Source organism: Staphylococcus sp. Mo2-1, from assembly GCF_046721385.1.
Classification (GTDB): Bacteria; Bacillota; Bacilli; order Staphylococcales; family Staphylococcaceae; genus Staphylococcus; species Staphylococcus equorum_A.
Genome location: NZ_JBEUUK010000001.1, coordinates 304,794 through 323,883, shown reverse-complemented (window position 1 = coordinate 323,883; position 19,090 = coordinate 304,794). Strand labels below are relative to the sequence as shown.

The following is a 19,090-nucleotide window of genomic DNA, read 5'->3' as shown; positions in this document are numbered from 1 at the left end:
TGGAGTGGTTCTATGTTGTACCATTTATTATATTAAGCAAAGCTCACCTCTAATATAAGCTCACTACCAAGCATCTTTTCTTTATGTATTCAGATGATATTGAAGTTATATGATTTGCTAATGAATATAATTATATTGATCAGTGTTGTGAATTGTTCTATAAGATTTTTGTCCTACACCTTGCCAATTCATTTCTGATACTACAATTGATCCATCTGGATTTTTACGTTCTACAACACCTACATGGCCATAGTTACCGGCATTACTTTGGAAAATCGCACCCACTTCAGGTGTACGGTTAACTTTGTAGCCACTATTACTCGCTGCCGAAGCCCAATTATTTGCGTTACCCCAAAGGTTACCTACTGATTTCCCTAATTGTTGACGACGATCAAATGCATAGTATGTACATTGTCCCCAATCATAATAATTACTACCATTTGAAGCTACCTGTGTTGGTTTATATTGATTAGAATACATTTGTGTACCTTCATTTTGATTATTTGCTACTTCTTTTTCTACGTAATCCCAAGTATGCTGTGTTGTCGGTACAAAGTTGTTTGATGTTACTGGAACATCATTATCTTCCCTTGTTTCATTCTGTACTTGCTGTTCGTTAAAAATACTTTGAAGTTGGTTGTTTAAATGTGCTGAACCCTTTTCAGATACTGCCACTAATTGTCCAGGATAAATAACTTCTCCTAGATTTGGGTTTAACTGATAAAGTTGTTCTAAATTAAGCTGATATTTAGCGACAATATTTAAAACCGTATCTCCTTGCTTTATTTCTACTATATCTTTGTCTGGAAGAACTAATTGCTCTCCTGCTTGTACAGTTACTTTGTCATTCAATTGATTTAATAACTGAATTTCATTTGTTGTTGTGGCAAATGCTTGCGCTATATCAGATAATTTAGCATCTTCTTTTACTGTGTGAATTTGGTCTGCTGATGCAATACCATTAAAACCAAAAAACAATGCTGTCGATGTTACAGAAAATGTTAATCCTTTCTTCATTACATGTTCAACCCTTTACTGTCTTGAATTTTAATCAATCATAATATAGCATAAATTTTCCCCTCTTTTGTGATTGTTATTATACTGTAATGCAATAGACAATTGAGACTAAATATGGGTCAACGCTATTAACTTAAATCACGTTCAAAGCCTTGATATTACAACCTTTTAAAGCATCTCTATATACATCAGCTCAATCTAACATGTAATATTTTAAATTGCATTTTACATATTTTTTTATTTTTTCTTTAAATTCAAAAAGATCTCGTCACTAGTTTAAATACTAATGACGAGATCTCTTATTATCATTTGCTTAACTTTCTGAATGATCCATTTGACTACGTAAGTATGCTTCTATAAATGGACTTATATCGCCGTCCATAACTGCATCTACTTTACCTGATTCTTCATTTGTTCTATGATCTTTAACCATTGCATAAGGATGAAAAACATAAGATCTTATTTGACTTCCCCAGCCAATTTCTTTTTGCTCACCACGAATTTCTGCCATTTCTTGCTCTTGTTCTTCAATTTTCAATTGATATAACTTGGCTTTCAATGTCTTCATTGCGGCTTCTCTGTTTTTAATTTGAGAACGCTCATTTTGGTTGTTTACTACAATGCCTGTAGGATGATGGGTAATTCTAATTGCTGATTCTGTTTTATTAATATGTTGACCACCTGCACCGGATGCTCTAAATGTATCAACATTAATATCATCTGGATTTATATCGATTTCAATTTCTGTATTATTGAATTGTGGTATAACATCACAAGAAGCGAATGAAGTATGTCTACGTCCAGACGAATCAAACGGTGAAATACGGACAAGTCGATGCACGCCTTTTTCAGCTTTCAAATAACCATAGGCATTATGACCTTTAACGATTAATGTAACGCTTTTAACGCCCGCTTCATCACCAGGTAGATAGTCTGCAATTTCAACTTTAAACCCTTTGTGTTCACAATAACGTTGATACATTCTTAAAAGCATATTTGTCCAATCTTGCGATTCCGTACCGCACTGCGCCAGGATGTAGTTCCATAATGGCATCGTTCGCATCGTATGGACCATCAAGTAATAATTGTAGTTCAAAATTATCTAAGTTTTCTTTAAAATCTAATACGTTCTGTTCTAAATCTGACTTCATATCTTCATCATCATCGTCTAATAATAATTCTCTTGTTGTTTCCATCTCTTCTATTTCAGATTCTAATCCTCGATATGCATTTACGATCGTTTTTAAAGCATTATTCTTATCGATAATTTCCTGTGCTTTATCTTGATCATCCCAAAAAGTAGGATCAGTCATCATTTCTTCGTATTCCTGAATATTTGTCTCTTTTTCTTCTAAGTCAAAGAGACCCCCTAAGCTGCTCTAATTTTTCATTATAATAATCTATATTACGTTTAATTTCTGATAGTTCCATCAATGCATCTCTCCTGTTATCGTACGATTGAAATACTACTATTAAATTATGTTATTTTATTCAATATATCTATTCTACAAAAGTTTGAGGCTTAATTACAACTCTGCCACTGTTTTTTATTTATTTAAACACGCTAACTTTAATTTTTGATAAATAAAAACCGGAAGTTGATATATGCTTTATCAAGACTTCCGGTTTTATTTAAAATCACTTTCAAATTACGCACCGTGGCAGTTTTTATATTTTTTTCCACTACCGCAAGGGCAAGGATCGTTTCTACCGATATGATCATCTTTAACATAAGGTGATGCTTTAGCTTTTTCTTTACCATCTTCTGCAGATACGTGTTCAGCTTTACCGAAATCTGTTGCTTTATCACGTTCTAAGTCATCTTCAACCGTTACTACAGATTTCAAGATATATTTGCTGACATCTTCTTCGATGTTTTGCATCATTGTATCGAAAAGTTGGTGACCTTCGTTTTGATAATCACGTAATGGATTTTGCTGGCCATAAGAACGCAAATGGATACCTTGACGTAATTGATCCATTGTATCTATATGATCTGTCCAATGTAAATCGATTGAACGAAGTAAAATCATACGTTCGAATTCATCAAATTGTGTACCAATTTTCTCTTTTTGATCTTTTAACGCGACTTCAACTTTTGACCAAACAATATCAATGATATCCTCTTGGTCCTTACCTTTGATAGCTTCTAGTTTTAAGTCACCTTCATTTAAGAATACATCATCAATATAGTTGATGAATGGCTCATAATCTAAATCTTCTTCATCTTCATTTATATAATAATGAACGCTTCTATCTATTGTAGAATGGAGCATTTCATTTACTAAATCTCCACTTTCATCATTATCAATAATACGGTTACGTTCACCATATATAATCTCACGTTGTTTACGTAATACATCGTCATATTCAAGTACACGTTTACGTGCATCAAAGTTATTACCTTCTACACGTTTTTGAGCAGATTCAACGGCACGGGACACCATTTTAGATTCTATTGGTGTAGAATCATCCATACCTAAACGATTCATCATACTTTGTAAACGTTCTGAACCAAAACGTACCATTAAATCATCCTGTAGGGATAAGTAGAAGCGACTGTCCCCTTTATCACCTTGTCGTCCAGCACGACCACGTAATTGGTCATCAATACGACGGGATTCATGTCGCTCTGTACCAATTACTGCAAGGCCGCCGATTTCTTCAACACCTGCGCCAAGTTTAATATCTGTACCTCTACCTGCCATGTTAGTAGCGATAGTAACCGCTCCACGTTGACCTGCATTAGCAACTATATCTGCTTCACGTTCGTGATTTTTAGCATTTAAAATGTCATGACGTACGCCATGTTTCTTCAATAAATTAGAAATATATTCACTGGTTTCAACTGCAACTGTACCCAATAGTACAGGTTGTCCAAGTTTATGTTTTTCAATAACATCATCAACAACTGCATCAAATTTACCTTTTTGACTAATGTATATTAAGTCTGGTTTATCCACACGTTGTATCGGTTTGTTAGTAGGTATTTGAGTTACAGTCATATTATAAATGTTTCTGAACTCTTCTTCTTCAGTTTTAGCTGTACCTGTCATACCAGAAAGTTTGTTGTACATTCTGAAATAGTTTTGGAATGTAATAGAAGCCATTGTTTTAGATTCGTTTTGAATCTTCACGCCTTCTTTTGCTTCTATGGCTTGGTGTAAGCCTTCTGAAAAGCGACGTCCTGGCATTGTACGACCAGTAAATTGATCAACAATTAAGACTTCACCATTATTCACCATGTAATCCACATCTCGTTGCAATGTTACATGTGCACGTAACGCAGTATTAATATGGCTAATAATATCCACATTATTCACATCATATAGATTATCAATCTTAAACATGCGTTCTGCTTTATCAATACCTTGTTCTGTTAATTGAACAGCTTTTGTTTTTTCATCGTAGTTATAGTCGTCTTCATTTTTCAACATTTTAGCAAAGACATTTGCTTGTGTATAAAGCGAAGTCGATTTCTCAGCTTCACCTGAAATAATTAGTGGCGTACGCGCTTCATCAATTAAAATTGAGTCAACTTCATCAATAATAGCAAAGTTCAATGGTCTCATAACACGTTCTTCTGCATAGTTCACCATATTATCACGTAAATAATCGAAGCCTAACTCATTGTTCGTACTATACGTAATATCACTTGCGTATGCTTCTCTCTTCTCATTTGTTGTCATACTGTTGACGTTTAATCCTACTGATAACCCTAGGAATTCATATAGTTCTGCCATTTCTTCGCTTTGTGTACTAGATAAATATTCGTTTACTGTAATAACATGCACACCGCGATCTAACAATGCGTTTAAATAAACTGGCATTGTTGCAGTTAACGTTTTACCTTCACCCGTTCTCATTTCAGAAATGTCGCCACCATGAATTGCAATACCACCCATGACCTGAACTTTATATGGAATCATATTGAACACACGTTTTGAACCTTCTCTTACGAGCGCAAAGGCTTCCGGTAAAATATCATCGAGCATTTTATATTGTTTTTTAATATCTTCTTCTGCTTGTAATTGTTTTTGAAATGCTTTTGTTTTCTCTCTAATTTCTTCATCAGTTAATATCGACGTATCCTCTTCTAACGCAAGGACTTTGTCGGCTAATTTACCAAGGCGTTTTATTTCTTTTTTATTGCCATCTGCAATCTTTGATAAAAAACCCATTTTGTTCGCTCCTTTAGCTTTTTAACTCTTCGCTTACAACAATTTATGATATCATTTATAAGCTTAAATTTACACTTATTAACTTTCCATTTAAACAGTTTTTTCGCTTGTTAATGCTATTTTTTATTTATTAGTAGTTTTCATTTTTTATTTTATTTCTTATTCACTTAAAATATACACAAGATCTTACCTAACTTTCAAATTATTTCATAGTAACACAACAAAAAATGAGCGTCCATGATTTAACTCAATCATGAACGCTACGGTTAGTTTAATATTGGACTTAATTAAAACAAATTATTCAGTTGTTTCAATCAAACCATATTTTCCATCTCTTCTTTTATAAACAATACTCGTACCATCAGTTTCACGATCTGTGAAAATAAAGAAATCATGTCCTAATAAATCCATTTGCAATACTGCTTCTTCTGAATCCATAGGTTTCAAACTGAAATTTTTTGAACGAATAATTTCGATATCACTTTCATTGTCATCATTTTGAATCTCTTCTGCTTCACTTTCTTGTGGCAATGATGCAAATGCTTCTTGTTCTCCACGACTTCTATTTTTACGATTTACACGCGTTTTGTACTTTCTAACTTGTCTTTCAAGTTTACCGTTAATCAAATCAATACCTGCGTATAAATCATCGTGGCGTTCTTCAGCTCTTAAAGTAACGTTTTTCAATGGAATAGTTACTTCGATTTTTGCTGCTGAATTTTGATACGTTTTTACTTTAACATGTGCGATTGCATTTGGCACATCATTAAAATATCTTTCTAATTTACCAATTTTCTCCTCAATATAGTTGCGAATCGCATCAGTAATAGTGAGGTTCTCCCCGTGAATTTCAAATCTGATCATAATAATCGACTCCTTTAAAACCTCTATATTGGTAATATTGCTTACTCTTATAATACCACGTTTCTCCTACCGTGCAAACGTAAACACATCGAATTTTCTGATTTTTCTAACAAAAAGTAATTCTGCAGCATTATGAACTGTTAAGCCTGTAGTATAAATGTCATCTACAAGTAAAATGTTTTTATTTTCTAAATCTATACTTTTTGCGATTTCAAATGGATTTTTTGATTGTGCCCTTAATTGTTTTCCTAAAAGTGATTGCTTTGGACGTATGCGCGTACGTAGTATTGGCTCATAATTCACACCCATTTTATCTAACACGGTCGCCACAGGATTAAATGTGCGCTCTTTATCTCTAACTATAGGAGATGGTATGGGCACAATATAATCATACGACATTTTAGGAAAATGAAGCTGTGTTGCTAATATTTCACAGATTGCGACATCTTTCTTAAATTTATATTGATGAATAAGAGTCTTCAACATACCTTTATATTGGTATTGGCAATATAACTGATTCATTAAATTATATTTTGTAGCTAAAAATAGACAATCTAAGCAATCCTCTTCATTTTCTTCTAAGTTCTTTAAACATCTGACACACCGATTAAGTGGTTTAATATTGAGCTCATTCCAATGTTCTATGCATGATTCACATAATTTAGATGCTTTTTTATAAAATGTGAAGGCGTTAAACGCTTCAGAAAACGTGTGATGACATTGAATACATCTAGCCATCTAACCATCCCCTGCTGTGCGCTAATGCGTTCATTTTTTTAATGTCCTTGCGTGCTTTAAGCATGTCCATGGTAATCCCCTCGTGTAAATATAATACTAATCCTGCCGGAGCTTCTAATTTACGTCCCACTCTTCCGGCAATTTGCACAAGTGCACTGCTTTCAAACATATGACTATTAAGCACAATAACGTCTAAGTTCGCCATAGTAAAGCCTCTTTCTAAAATTGTAGTGGTAAACATCACTTTATATTTACCTTTTCTTAAATCGCTCACTTTTTCAAAACGAAGTACATCCTCGCTATGTACATAGGCCAATGAAGTTATTTCTGTTTTATAACAATGGTACATTTGTTTCATAAGATGTATGTGATTAAAAAACACGAGCGTATACCGTCCTGTTTCAATTTGTTGTTTCAATCGATTCATAAGAAATCGTTGTATTTTGTGAAATTTTATTTTGTAATATTTAAACTGAGGAATTGGCAAAGGTTGCCTATGAAAACGGGCAGGCAATGTTACTATACCACCATCTTTCATTTTGCTAAGTAATGCAGTTGGTGGCGTCGCAGTCATATAAATGTGGCAATGATGTTCTTTTGATGCATGTGCGATGACATCAAAGAGTATTGGATCCATTGATAGCGGAAATGCATCCACTTCATCTACAATAATCAAGTCAAAATGATGCTTAAAGCGATATAATTGATGCACTGTAGCAATCACAAAGTGGCCATTATGACATTGTCTCTGACCTTGATAAAGTACATCTATTGCCTCATCTCGAAAAGCTGCTTTAATACGTAAACTCACTTCTATAACAACATCTACTCTTGGCGATACAACGGCAACATTATAGCCTGCGCTTCTCGCAAAGCTAATACCTTCAAAAATCATTTCTGTCTTACCAGCGCCTGTCACAGCATATAATAAAATAGATGTTAAATTTTTAACCGCTTCTAAAATTTGAATTGAAGCAAAGCGTTGTTGTTCTGATAATTCAAATGGTAAGTGATATACCCCTTGGGAAATCGCCGTATTTGTTTCAGTAATATAAACTTCATTAATATTATCCATTCTGCTCAAATTGATACAATTTCTGCAATACACAACTTCTTTATCTAATAATGTTGAAAAGTATTTGTAAAAATGACGTTTTTCTTGTGTATGACATTGTATACAATACCAACGCCCTTGTTTGTTTATCACACCAGTGGAAATGTGTCTGATTTTCTCATCAGTTAACATATCTTTTTCGGTAATTAGTTTTCCATAATGTTTTATCTTAGATGACCTCCAATAAAAAAAGACATGTATACCATTTTCTTGGCATGACATGTCTTTAAACAAGTTAATATTTATGATATACGTATGTTTCTCCCTGTAAATCCTAGTCCCATACCACCAGAACCTAAGTGCGCCGCAATAACAGGTCCTAACTTAGAGCGGTGAAGGTGATATTGCGGATATTTTTCTTGTAATTCTTTTTCCATCCATGCGGCATCTTCTGATTTATCACCCTCAATAATATATAAAGTTACTTCTTCATAATCTTTCACTTGAGCAGTAACTTTATTAATAATTTCATTGAGTGCTCGTTTTTTCGTGCGGACTTTTGCTTCTGGTACAATTTTGCCATCATCAAATGTTAACACAGGTTTCATTTTCAACATTGTACCTACCCATGCTTGAGCTCCAGTGATACGACCACTTTTCTGTAGATTTTTCAAATCATCTACCATTAAGATTGCACCCGTTACTTCTCGCATAGTTTCAAGCTCTTTAATAATATCTTGAGGTTCATATTCTTGTTCTATCATTTCAACTGCACGTAAGACGTAACCACCTTCTACCATTGCGGCTAATTTCGAATCAAATGTATGTACATTGATACCTTCTACCATTTTCCCTGCTTGCGTAGCTGTTTGATAACTGCCACTAATACCAGATGAAATAAAAACAGATATGACATCAGTATAGCCTTCTTCTTGAAGTTCTTTAAAATGTTTTATAAACTCTCCAATGGCAGGTTGACTCGTCGTGGGAATTGTATTTGAAGTTTCCATTCTTTTATAAAATGCATCCGTTGATATTGTTGCGTTTTCTACAAAATTTTCACCATTATCGAAAGTTACGCTTAGCGGCGCAATTCTTATATTATATTTTTCTATTAGCGTTTGAGATAGATAGCTCGTTGAATCCGTCAAGACAGCAATCTTCATCTTAATCCTCCTCAATTATACTCACAACTATGATACCCTATTTTAAGTAAAAAGAAAATTTATTTTTGTATTTAATCTATAATACAATACAGTGTATAATATGTGTAATTAATGAATTTTAAAAACATACATAAATGATTGTCTGACTATACAAAGATGAGGTGACGATAAATGGATGATGCAATAATCACAATTAAAAAAGAACATATAATTGAAAATATAATCAGTAAATCACGTTTTATAGCGCATATTAAACCTGTGGAATCTGAAGATGCTTGCTAAAGCTTTTATCGAGGCAGTGAAATCTGAACACCGAGAAGCAACACATAATTGTTCAGCATATACAGTTGGAGACCAAATGAATATCCAAAAAGCAAATGATGACGGTGAGCCAAGTGGTACAGCGGGAGTTCCTATGCTCGATATTTTAAAAAAATTAGAGATACATGATGCTTGCCGTAGTGGTCACACGCTACTTTGGTGGCATTAAATTAGGCGGTGGCGGATTAATCCGTGCATATAGTGGTGCAGTACGAGATGTAATTTATGATATTGGTAGAGTTGCTTTGCGTCCTGCTATACCTACAACGGTTACCATTGCTTATGATTTAACAGGTAAGTTTGAATATGAACTTGCGAGCACACCTTACTTATTACGTGAAACAAATTATACTGATAAAGTAAGTTATCACATTGATGTTGTTAAAACAGATTACACTCAATTTATAGATTTTTTAAATCGTAACACTTCAGGAAATTATGATTTAATAGAAAATGAAGTTGTACGCTTACCTTTCGATATTTCTACTTCTTAATTTTGAAATCCAAATTATACGTATCAGAGTATAAAATAAAGAGACTTCCATCATGGAAGCCTCTTTATTATTGATGTTCGTCGTCTTTGTTTCGTTGTTTGTTTTCAATTAATTTCATTAAAGGTCTGTAATCATCATCAATGAGACCAGTAAATTCTACAATAAGCTCAATCGTAACTAAAATAAGAATGAGCATCATGAGTACACCCCATGGTTGAGATAAATATAATATAATACTAGCAAGACTAAATAGTAATGCTATAGAATATATAAGTATTACGGTCTGGCGATGTGAATAACCTAATTCTAATAATTTATGATGTAAATGCGATTTATCTGCACGCATAATATGCTGACCTTTCTTCACACGACGTATCATCGCAAACAACGTATCGATAAACGGCACTGCTAAGATAACAATTGGGAAGAATAGTGAAATAAAAGTTATATTCTTAAATCCTAGTAATGATAGGAATCCTACAATAAATCCTACAAGTAATGCACCACTATCACCTAAAAAGATTTTAGCTGGATGGAAATTGAAGAATAAGAATCCTAAAAGCGCACCTATTAAGACACTGCAAATCATCATAATAAAAATATTTGCTTGTAATATTGCTATAAAGCCGATTGTCATTAAGGCAATCATTGATACACCAGATGCTAATCCATCTAATCCATCGATTAAGTTAATTGCATTAGTGATGGCTACAATCCAAATCACAGTGATAGGAATCCCAAATACACCAAAATGTATCGTAGGTCCAATTGGTAAGGAGATAAAATCAATCGTCACTCCGTAGTATACAACGACGAGTGCTCGCAATTACTTGGCCAATTAATTTTATAACTGGTTTCAAATCATAGATATCATCTACAAGTCCCACCAAATAGATTAATACTGATCCAATAACAAGCGGTTTAACTTCAGTTTCTATCGGATGTCCTAGCCATATTCCTAATAGAAACGCAAAAAGTATTACAGTTCCGCCTAATACAGAAACGGGTTTTGTATGTACTTTTCTAAAATTCGGCTTATCTACAATGCCTAGTTTATGAGAAACCTTTATAATTATTGGTGTTAGTATTAAACTGACAATCATTGAAAAAATGATTAATAATAATGTATACATCAGTTCACCTTCATTAATATAATTCTTGATTATTTCGAATTTCAAAGTCGTTACATTGAAAATAATTTTAACTTTAAACTGCAAATTTATATTATCTATAAAATGGTCTGTGATGTTGATGCAACTCTAACAAATTGCACATCCGCCATATCTAAATATTTATGCACTTAATACCATAATACCTCATACGCTTTTACTTATACAAATAGTAATGAGATAATTAACATCCTATAAACGAATTTGTTTTGATTTTTAATTATAAACTAAGTGATTTATATATAATCACTCAGACAAATATTTTAACATGAATATTAAGTGAATGTTATAAATTTCTATTTATATAGTGATGACAAAATGTAAGTTTTCACTTACAATAACTAAGTGTTTATTCAAAGGAGTGTAACGTTAAATGTTTGAAGCTATTATCTACAATATCTCTGTTATTGTGGCGGGAATTTACTTATTCCATCGCCTACAGTATTCAGAAAATAAAAACATGGTGTTTTCAAAAGAATACGTCACTATTTTAATGACGATAGTAGCACTTTTACTATCCGCCTATCCAGTGCCCCTATTCAATGAATACGCACTCTATTTATCATTCGTGCCTATTTTATTCTTAGGTAGATATACAAATATGGTATATACCGTTCTAGCCGCGATTATAGTATCTGTAGTCAATGTACTAATTGGTGACTTCACAATTATTATTGCTACGATTCTCATTGTTATAGCCATCGTGGTCGGCGCAGTTGGACCATTTTTAAAACAAAGCGACATTGTTTCATTACAAATCCTTAATGCAATTACATTAGTTATTTTGCTTATCTTATCACTTATCAGCCCTTATTATGAATTAACAGAGGTGTTGTTCTTAATACCACTATCCTTTATTTTAACGATTACTTCTTCTATCACATTTGTTGATATTTGGCATTTTTTCTCATTAGTTAATCGTTATGAAAATGAAGATAAACTGGACTATTTAACTGGCTTGGGTAATGTTAAAGAATTTGATAGACATTTAAATGAAACGACGCGTATCGCTGAAGAAAACAATGAAAGCTTAGGGTTATTACTCATTGATATAGATGGTTTCAAAGATGTAAATGATAAATTTTCACATAAATCTGGCGATGCCGTACTTAGACAAGTCGCACAACTATTAAAAAATTATGTGCCTCAACAATTTAGTATTTATCGGAATGGAGGCGAAGAATTTTCAATTGTCTTATACGATTATACTTTAGATCAATGTGTAAAACTCAGTGAAAATATTCGTGCGGGCGTAGAACAATCTACTTTCCATTTACCGAATAAAGAAGTTATCAAGTTATCTGTATCTATTGGTGTAGGTTACTTAACTCAAGAAGATTACAAATCTCAGCGTAAAGTATTCAAAATTGCGGATGACATGTCGCACATGGCAAAAAATGAAGGCCGTAATCAAGTCATGTTTAATCCAATTGTTAAATTATAAAAAGCACTTCAAATTTAAAACTGCTTAAACAGGGAGTGGGAAGTATAAAAGCAAAGTTCTAACTTTGTTTTCATATTCCCGCTCTCTTCTTTTTATGCTCATTTTCTGTAGTCACGTTTCAAATTGTGCAACTCCCCTCTCCATTTCAAAAAATAACTACGTCTAAAACCAGACACAGTCAACACTCAAAGAATCTATATGTTAAAATTGAAATCTAGATTGAAGCGCATGTTTCAATTTTATTTTTTAACTTAAAAACAACAATTACAAAATTATGTTTGTTACAATATATAATGGGAGTTTAAAAATTAATAACAGAGTATGAATTGTTATTGAAAGTTACTGTTGTACGCTGTAAACTTTCAATTGTTCTAATATTATTCTAGGAGGTGACCAACTATGTCAGATACAATCACTATCATTGATGAAGACAAAGTGATTGATGTCGTACTTATCGCGGGAAGAATTTTGCTAGAAAGTGGTGCTGAAACCTATCGTGTGGAAGATACAATGACACGAATCGCTGCCAACTATGGCTTAGATGATACATATAGCTTTGTAACTTCTACAGCAATTATTTTCTCCCTTAATGATCGTACGAACACGCGACTTGTACGCATTCGTGAGAGAACTACTGATTTAGAAAAAATCGCCTTAACCAATAGTTTATCGCGTAAAATTTCAAACAATCAATTAGATATAGATGAGGCAAAGTCAGAACTCATACATTTACATCATGCATCCTTACAATTTTCATCTATTACTAAATTCTTCGCAGCGACAATCGCATGTGGATTCTTCCTCATCATGTTTGGCGGCGGAATAAACGACTTCTTTTTCGCTATTATTGCTCGGAGCTGGTGCGTTTTTAACTTTTGATTTTGTACAACGCTATATTCAAATTAAATTCTTTTCAGAATTTCTTAGTGCTGTAGTTGTTATAACGGTCGCCGCCACATTCACCAAATTAGGTATGACAGAAAACCAAGACTTTATAACCATAGCCGGCGTCATGCCTCTTGTACCAGGAATATTAATTACGAATGCTATTCGTGATCTAATGGCCGGAGAATTGATCGCCGGTATGTCTCGTGGCGTTGAAGCGGCTCTCACAGCATTTGCAATTGGTGCCGGCGTTGCCATCGTTTTATTAATATTTTAAAAAAGGAGTGCTTATATGCTCATCGGATATTATGTTTTACAATTTATTGTCAGCTTTTTAGCTACAATGCTTTTTTCGATTATCTTTAATGCACCACGTCGCCTCCTTTTAGCTTGTGGTTTCGTTGGCGCAATGGGCTGGATCATCTTCAAACTTACTGTGGACTTAGATTTCGGTAAAGTAATGGCTTCATTTTTAGGAAGCTTTATTTTAGCAATTATGAGTCACGTAATGAGTAGACGTTACAAACGACCTGTTATTATCTTTATTGTTCCAGGGATTATCCCATTAGTACCAGGTGGTTTAGCATATGAAGCGACACGTTATTTAGTTAGTAATCAATATACACTCGCTACAAATACATTTCTTGAAGTCACTTTGATTTCAGGCGCGATTGCTTTTGGTATTCTATGTGCAGAAATCATCTATCATCTCAATACACGGATTAAACAACATTATGGTAGAATGAATGGTAAAACATATAAAAAATCTTACAATATGAACAATAGAGCTTAAGGGGTGTTTTTTTGAAAACTGATATAATTGATAGATTAACAAGATATGTAACAATAGATACACAATCTGATCCAGAGTCTAATACCACGCCTTCCACTGAGAAGCAATGGGATTTACTAAATTTGTTAAATGACGAGTTAACGGATTTAGGTTTAGAAACTGACATTGATGAACAAGGTTATTTATTCGCAACATTAGAAAGTAATGTTGACGAAGCTTTACCTACTGTTGGCTTTTTGGCACATGTTGATACTTCGCCTGATTTCAATGCATCAAATGTAAATCCACAAATCATAGAAAATTATGATGGCCAACCAATCAAATTAGGTGAAACAAGTCGTATATTGAGCCAAGATGTATTTCCTGCTATGAAATACGTAGAAGGTCATACGTTAATGGTCACAGATGGCACGTCACTATTAGGTGCTGATGACAAAGCTGGTGTCGTTGAAATCATGGAAGCAATTAAATATTTAACGGAACATCCAGAAGTCAAACATGGACCTATTCGTATTGCTTTTACGCCAGATGAAGAAATTGGTAAAGGCCCTCATGCCTTTGATGTTGAGCGTTTTAATGCTGATTTTGCCTACACTATGGATGGCAGTGAATTTGGCGAATTACAATATGAAAGCTTCAATGCTTGCAGAAGCAATCGTTACGTGTCACGGTGTCAATGTACATCCTGGTTCTGCTAAAAATGCAATGATTAACGCTATTCTCTTGGGGCAACAATTCAACTCATTATTACCACAAAATGAAGTGCCTGAAAGAACAGAAGATTACGAAGGTTTCTATCATTTAATGAAAATGAACGGTGATGTTGAAAAAACGACATTACACTATATTATTCGTGATCATGATAGAAATCATTTTGAATTACGCAAGAAACGTCTTGTTGAGATTAAAAATGACATTAATACGCATTATACTGATGCACCAATAGAAATAGAAATCAATGATCAATACTACAATATGGGGGAAAAAATCGAACCAAACCCACATGTAATTGATATACCAAAACGTGTATTTGAAAAGTTAGAAATCCCTGCTAATACAGCACCTATACGTGGTGGAACGGACGGGTCTCAACTTTCATATATGGGCCTACCAACCCCTAATATCTTTACAGGTTGTGCTAATTTCCATGGACCTTTTGAATATGCATCCATTGATGTTATGGAAAAAGCTGTAGATGTCATTGTCGGCATCGCACAAGAAGTCGTAAACACTTATACAAAGTAAATTAAGTTTGTAAATTGGATTTATAAATCCAAACTCAATAAAAAAGCGTAGACCCTCACTTTGAGGAATCTACGCTTTTTCTATTTCTCATATATTTATAATCATTAAGTGTGAACTTGCGGTCATTTATTTACCTTACGTTCAAAATTTTCACGACCTATCTACTTACACTTCAAATTGTGTTTTCAATAATTTAATTGCTTGTACGGTATAGTGTCTAATTTGAATACCCATCTTGAAATCTGTAAAACTTTCCGGCATTTCTATAAACGTATTAAATGTAGCAGTGACACCCATTGATTCAAACAAATCAAATTTGTCATCTGTCGCACATATGGCAATAGATGGTTTATTATGCTTCGTTGCTAACTCTGCAAGACGCACTGTTGTTGTTTCTAAAATTTGGTCTGCTTCATTTACACCTTCACCGAATATAATTAAATCCGCTTGTTGTATCAAATTATCTAAATGTGTAATTTGATCCACAAGTTCATGGCTTGTCATAATTTCGGCATCATAAAGTACATTTAAGGCTGCGAGCAATACCACCGCCCGCGCCACCTCTTTGAACAGGACCCATTGTCAGTTTTAACTCACTTTTGAAAATTTCACTTAAATACCACAGTAAATTGTCTATTTCAGCGAGCATCTTGACGTGTCATTCCATAGAGTTCATATGTTTGCATAATTTCACTATTTTTCCCATATAGTTTACTATCAAAATCAGACATTAATTGAAAACGTACATTTTTCAATTGTGGATGAATGTCAGAAATATCAATTTTACGTATATATTTCAACATCTTACTACCTTGACGTAAATCCACTTCTTGTGCTTCATCATCATAAAACTTAGCCCCAAGTGCTTGTAACATGCCCGCACCACCGTCAAAGCTACCTATACCACCTAAAGACATAATAATATGTTCTGCATCATTATCTAATGCATCTAACATAATTTCACCTAAACCATAACTTGTGCGCTCAATGATTGGCTTGTCCCCTTTTAAAAACAAGTTGCCTTCAATAATCGTCATATGGTTATCAGTAATGCCATAAACCGCTTCTACCTCATTCATATCTGCATCATGTGCTCGGCACTTTATATTTCGTACCTGACTGCCATAAAAAGACAGAATCCATAAGTTCATGACGCCCATTAAATAATGGCACTTGAACAATATCTGCTTTTTCTATTTGGCTCGCTACCGCTTCTTCTACATAACGATTGGCCTGATAGCTAGATATAATACCATTAAATTCATCCATCGCTACTAAAACTTTCATATTTGTCACCTCAAATTTTTTTGTTAATAATTGTTATTGTATGATGATTATACACAACTCAAAGAAAATCATCTTCCCTCTGTAGACTTATTTATTATAGTATACACGTAGACTTATATCCCTATGTGAGCATTTAAAACACGCTTACTTTGAAATTCAGCGTTCTAACTCATAATTAACGCTATAAACTATAAAGTTTAGCTCTATAAATTCGCTCACTATCAAATCGTAATCTATATTTCTCATTCAATTATTTATTATACATGCCATTAGGAATTTTTTCACATTAAAAGAAACGCTTGCTAATCTCTTGGTGTTGATAAAAGATTAACAAGCGTTTCTAAATGTAATTAAATTTGTTTTTATTCTTCAGCGTTTGCTAAAGAAGCGACATTAATTTTATCATGACTTGCATTCCAAATTGCTTGTCCCTCAACAAAATAAAATGCTTGTGGCGATTCGTGTTTCACTTCTGTTTGTTCTTCTATATAATTAGATAAATCTCTCTCTTGTTGTACGATTAAGTAGTAACCATCCATATCTCTTTCATATAAAAATTTGTTGAATTGGTCCATTGCATTTGCTGAAATCGGACATGTTTCACTATGTTTCAATACAAATGCATATTTGTTTTCTTTAATAATTTGCTTAAACTGGTCAATCGAACTCAGCTTTATAGCCATTCTATTCACCTCTAAAAATATTTAACACACCCTAAGTCTCACCAAGTGTGAAAGTTCCACGATATTCTCATATCATTGTTTCCAATTATACACAATTCTCTTTTTATTGTTAACAGTTTATTCAAATTCTTATAACTTAACTTATAAATTTATTAATTATAGTTATCATTCGCTTGTTGATATTGCTTATTAAAAGTAGCTTCGTACTGTTCTAGTTCTTCACCTTTTTGAGGTAAATTATTGTGATCTATTTTCGCTAATTGATCACTAATTTCAATAGTTTCTTCTCTTGTTTCATAATAATTTTGCAAGCTATAATACATCTCAATAGCATTTTTTCGAGCGTCATTCACATAGCCATCTGTTATTTCAGCTTTATTCAAGTCTCTAATTTGCTTAGTAATTAATGGCATAATTTGTTCTTTAATAGATTTTTTTATTTCATTTGAATCTGTAGAATCAGCCTCTGCTTCTGCAGTGTTTTTTAAGTCTTTATTGTTTTGTTCTAACTTATTTTTAAAATTAGTAACATCTGTACTATTACCAACAGTACTAGCTTTTTGTATATTGTCTTCAACTTGTGATCTATTTTTCTCAAATAGTTTTGTGTATTCTAAGATATCTTCATTTGCTTTAATCGATTGATTACACAAATCAACAAATGTTTTCAACTCATTGATTGCTGATTTTTTCTTTTTTACTGAATCTAAATAAGTAGATTTAAGTTCTTTTGTTTCATTTGAATCCGTTGGTAAATTTTTTGTTGCTGTTTCGTATTCTTCTAGTTTAGGAATCAATTTGCTGTTTAATTCATTTTGCAAATCATTAAATGCTTTCTTATTTTTATCTGTCATATCTGTCTTACTCAAATTATCTAGACTTTTTAATTGCATGTCATCCATAACATCTCTTAGTTCGGTTTCTTTATTTTTCACGTCATTTAACGAACTGTCAAAATCTTTAAATTCATTTTCTCCTTCATTGTTACAGGCAGAAAGTGAAATAGAAAAACAAACTACTAAAACAATGTATTGTATTTTTTTCATTTCTGAACTCCTTATCATTCCATATTATACAGAAACTTATTTAACTTGAAAATGATATATGATATATTGTTTCAGAATTTACAGTTTAACAGTTATATAATAACATTTAAAGGAGTGGTCAACCTATATGTATTCAAGCATACAATTATTTATAACTGAAGATAATAACGGGCATTTCACACAGCGATATAATCATCTCAGAAATGTTTTATTCAATTTATTGGATACACCTGTTAAATCAACGCATCACATCGGAGGTACAAGACATTTCATGTACCCTACTGAACCTATATTAGATATTTTAGTGGGGGTAAATAATTTACATGACGTGACTTCTTTAGACGAAAAACGTTTGAATTATGAAGGCTTTTATCGATTACACCATCCATATAAGAAAAAAGTAATCATGGCTCAATTTAATAATCTTATTGAGTTAAAACAAACGACACGACTACATATTATTCAAAAAGACACACCACTCTATACTGATTATTTAGAAATGGATGAGATTCTAGCTTCAAACAGCGTGATTGCTAAGCATTTTAGTAATAAAAAACAGTGCTTAGCAAGTCATAACGTGACAATTCGTGATTACGAAAATCACAAACAAATGTTATTTCAACAATTAACAAAACAAAAAGACCATAAGTCATTATTAAAATGATCTATGATGACTTATAAAATTTAATCAAAAGCATAAAAT

The 19,090-nt window shown here is 33.0% G+C and carries 11 protein-coding genes and 6 pseudogenes; 6 read left to right on the top strand and 11 right to left on the bottom strand.

Annotated features, from left to right (window positions below; translation table 11 throughout):
* Positions 1-117: 117 nt before the first annotated feature.
* The 7 genes and pseudogenes from ABLV95_RS01570 to fakB1 form a co-directional block, all read right to left on the bottom strand.
* The gene (locus ABLV95_RS01570) at positions 118-1,017 is read right to left on the bottom strand and encodes a CHAP domain-containing protein (RefSeq protein ID WP_460876206.1); all 900 of its coding nucleotides are present in this window, start codon (positions 1,015-1,017) and stop codon (positions 118-120) included.
* Positions 1,018-1,330: 313 nt separating this feature from the next.
* A pseudogene (prfB, locus tag ABLV95_RS01565) lies at positions 1,331-2,448 on the bottom strand (peptide chain release factor 2).
* 218 nt (positions 2,449-2,666) lie between these two features.
* A complete protein-coding gene (gene secA, locus ABLV95_RS01560; RefSeq protein ID WP_427705247.1) occupies positions 2,667-5,198 on the bottom strand; it encodes a preprotein translocase subunit SecA in 2,532 nt (843 codons plus the stop codon).
* A gap of 297 nt (positions 5,199-5,495) precedes the next feature.
* The gene (gene hpf / locus ABLV95_RS01555) at positions 5,496-6,062 is read right to left on the bottom strand and encodes a ribosome hibernation-promoting factor, HPF/YfiA family (RefSeq protein ID WP_069817900.1); all 567 of its coding nucleotides are present in this window, start codon (positions 6,060-6,062) and stop codon (positions 5,496-5,498) included.
* Positions 6,063-6,128: 66 nt separating this feature from the next.
* Positions 6,129-6,800 carry a ComF family protein gene (locus ABLV95_RS01550; RefSeq protein WP_069833333.1) on the bottom strand — a complete coding sequence of 224 codons (672 nt, stop codon included), beginning with the start codon at positions 6,798-6,800 and terminating at the stop codon, positions 6,129-6,131.
* Positions 6,793-8,136, bottom strand: a complete 1,344-nt coding sequence (locus ABLV95_RS01545) for a DEAD/DEAH box helicase family protein (RefSeq protein ID WP_427705250.1) — start codon at positions 8,134-8,136, stop codon at positions 6,793-6,795. Before ABLV95_RS01545 ends, ABLV95_RS01550 begins: the two co-directional genes overlap by 8 nt.
* Before the next feature lie 20 nt (positions 8,137-8,156).
* A complete protein-coding gene (gene fakB1, locus ABLV95_RS01540) occupies positions 8,157-9,020 on the bottom strand; it encodes a fatty acid kinase binding subunit FakB1 (protein WP_427705252.1) in 864 nt (287 codons plus the stop codon).
* 171 nt (positions 9,021-9,191) lie between these two features.
* Between fakB1 and ABLV95_RS01535 the strand changes: the two are divergent.
* Positions 9,192-9,835, top strand: a pseudogene (locus ABLV95_RS01535) (YigZ family protein).
* Between the two features lie 67 nt (positions 9,836-9,902).
* On the opposite strand, the pseudogene ABLV95_RS01530 reads toward ABLV95_RS01535, so the two are convergent.
* Positions 9,903-10,968 (bottom strand): annotated as a pseudogene (locus tag ABLV95_RS01530) (glycosyltransferase family 4 protein).
* A 409-nt stretch (positions 10,969-11,377) separates the two neighbouring features.
* On the opposite strand from ABLV95_RS01530, the gene gdpS reads away from it, so the two are divergent.
* The 4 genes and pseudogenes from gdpS (at position 11,378) to pepT (ending at position 15,371) form a co-directional block, all read left to right on the top strand.
* Complete coding sequence (gdpS, locus tag ABLV95_RS01525) at positions 11,378-12,448, top strand: GGDEF domain-containing protein GdpS (protein ID WP_460876202.1); 1,071 nt, start codon at positions 11,378-11,380, stop codon at positions 12,446-12,448.
* A 399-nt stretch (positions 12,449-12,847) separates the two neighbouring features.
* Positions 12,848-13,610 (top strand): annotated as a pseudogene (locus ABLV95_RS01520) (threonine/serine exporter family protein).
* A gap of 15 nt (positions 13,611-13,625) precedes the next feature.
* Positions 13,626-14,126, top strand: a complete 501-nt coding sequence (locus ABLV95_RS01515) for a threonine/serine exporter family protein (protein WP_002508286.1) — start codon at positions 13,626-13,628, stop codon at positions 14,124-14,126.
* Between the two features lie 11 nt (positions 14,127-14,137).
* Positions 14,138-15,371, top strand: a pseudogene (gene pepT / locus ABLV95_RS01510) (peptidase T).
* Between the two features lie 165 nt (positions 15,372-15,536).
* On the opposite strand, the pseudogene ABLV95_RS01505 reads toward pepT, so the two are convergent.
* The 3 genes and pseudogenes from ABLV95_RS01505 to ABLV95_RS01495 form a co-directional block, all read right to left on the bottom strand.
* A pseudogene (locus tag ABLV95_RS01505) lies at positions 15,537-16,658 on the bottom strand (glycerate kinase).
* Positions 16,659-17,020: 362 nt separating this feature from the next.
* On the bottom strand, positions 17,021-17,341 hold the full coding sequence (gene ytxJ, locus ABLV95_RS01500) for a bacillithiol system redox-active protein YtxJ (protein ID WP_069817890.1): 321 nt from the start codon (positions 17,339-17,341) through the stop codon (positions 17,021-17,023).
* Between the two features lie 152 nt (positions 17,342-17,493).
* On the bottom strand, positions 17,494-18,387 hold the full coding sequence (locus ABLV95_RS01495) for an EMYY motif lipoprotein (protein WP_460872415.1): 894 nt from the start codon (positions 18,385-18,387) through the stop codon (positions 17,494-17,496).
* Between the two features lie 127 nt (positions 18,388-18,514).
* Here ABLV95_RS01495 and ABLV95_RS01490 point away from each other — a divergent pair, with 127 nt between their 5' ends.
* Positions 18,515-19,051 carry a GrpB family protein gene (locus ABLV95_RS01490; RefSeq protein ID WP_427705255.1) on the top strand — a complete coding sequence of 179 codons (537 nt, stop codon included), beginning with the start codon at positions 18,515-18,517 and terminating at the stop codon, positions 19,049-19,051.
* Positions 19,052-19,090 lie beyond the last annotated feature (39 nt).

Excerpts from the sequence above, each read along its gene's own strand:
- ABLV95_RS01495 (WP_460872415.1), bottom strand. The coding sequence starts at position 18,387 with ATGAAAAAAATACAATACATTGTTTTAGTAGTTTGTTTTTCTATTTCA.
- ABLV95_RS01490 (WP_427705255.1), top strand. The coding sequence starts at position 18,515 with ATGTATTCAAGCATACAATTATTTATAACTGAAGATAATAACGGGCAT.
- ytxJ (WP_069817890.1), bottom strand. The coding sequence starts at position 17,341 with ATGGCTATAAAGCTGAGTTCGATTGACCAGTTTAAGCAAATTATTAAA.
- secA (WP_427705247.1), bottom strand. The coding sequence starts at position 5,198 with ATGGGTTTTTTATCAAAGATTGCAGATGGCAATAAAAAAGAAATAAAA.
- fakB1 (WP_427705252.1), bottom strand. The coding sequence starts at position 9,020 with ATGAAGATTGCTGTCTTGACGGATTCAACGAGCTATCTATCTCAAACG.
- ABLV95_RS01515 (WP_002508286.1), top strand. The coding sequence starts at position 13,626 with ATGCTCATCGGATATTATGTTTTACAATTTATTGTCAGCTTTTTAGCT.
- ABLV95_RS01570 (WP_460876206.1), bottom strand. The coding sequence starts at position 1,017 with ATGAAGAAAGGATTAACATTTTCTGTAACATCGACAGCATTGTTTTTT.
- ABLV95_RS01545 (WP_427705250.1), bottom strand. The coding sequence starts at position 8,136 with ATGTCATGCCAAGAAAATGGTATACATGTCTTTTTTTATTGGAGGTCA.
- ABLV95_RS01550 (WP_069833333.1), bottom strand. The coding sequence starts at position 6,800 with ATGGCTAGATGTATTCAATGTCATCACACGTTTTCTGAAGCGTTTAAC.
- hpf (WP_069817900.1), bottom strand. The coding sequence starts at position 6,062 with ATGATCAGATTTGAAATTCACGGGGAGAACCTCACTATTACTGATGCG.
- gdpS (WP_460876202.1), top strand. The coding sequence starts at position 11,378 with ATGTTTGAAGCTATTATCTACAATATCTCTGTTATTGTGGCGGGAATT.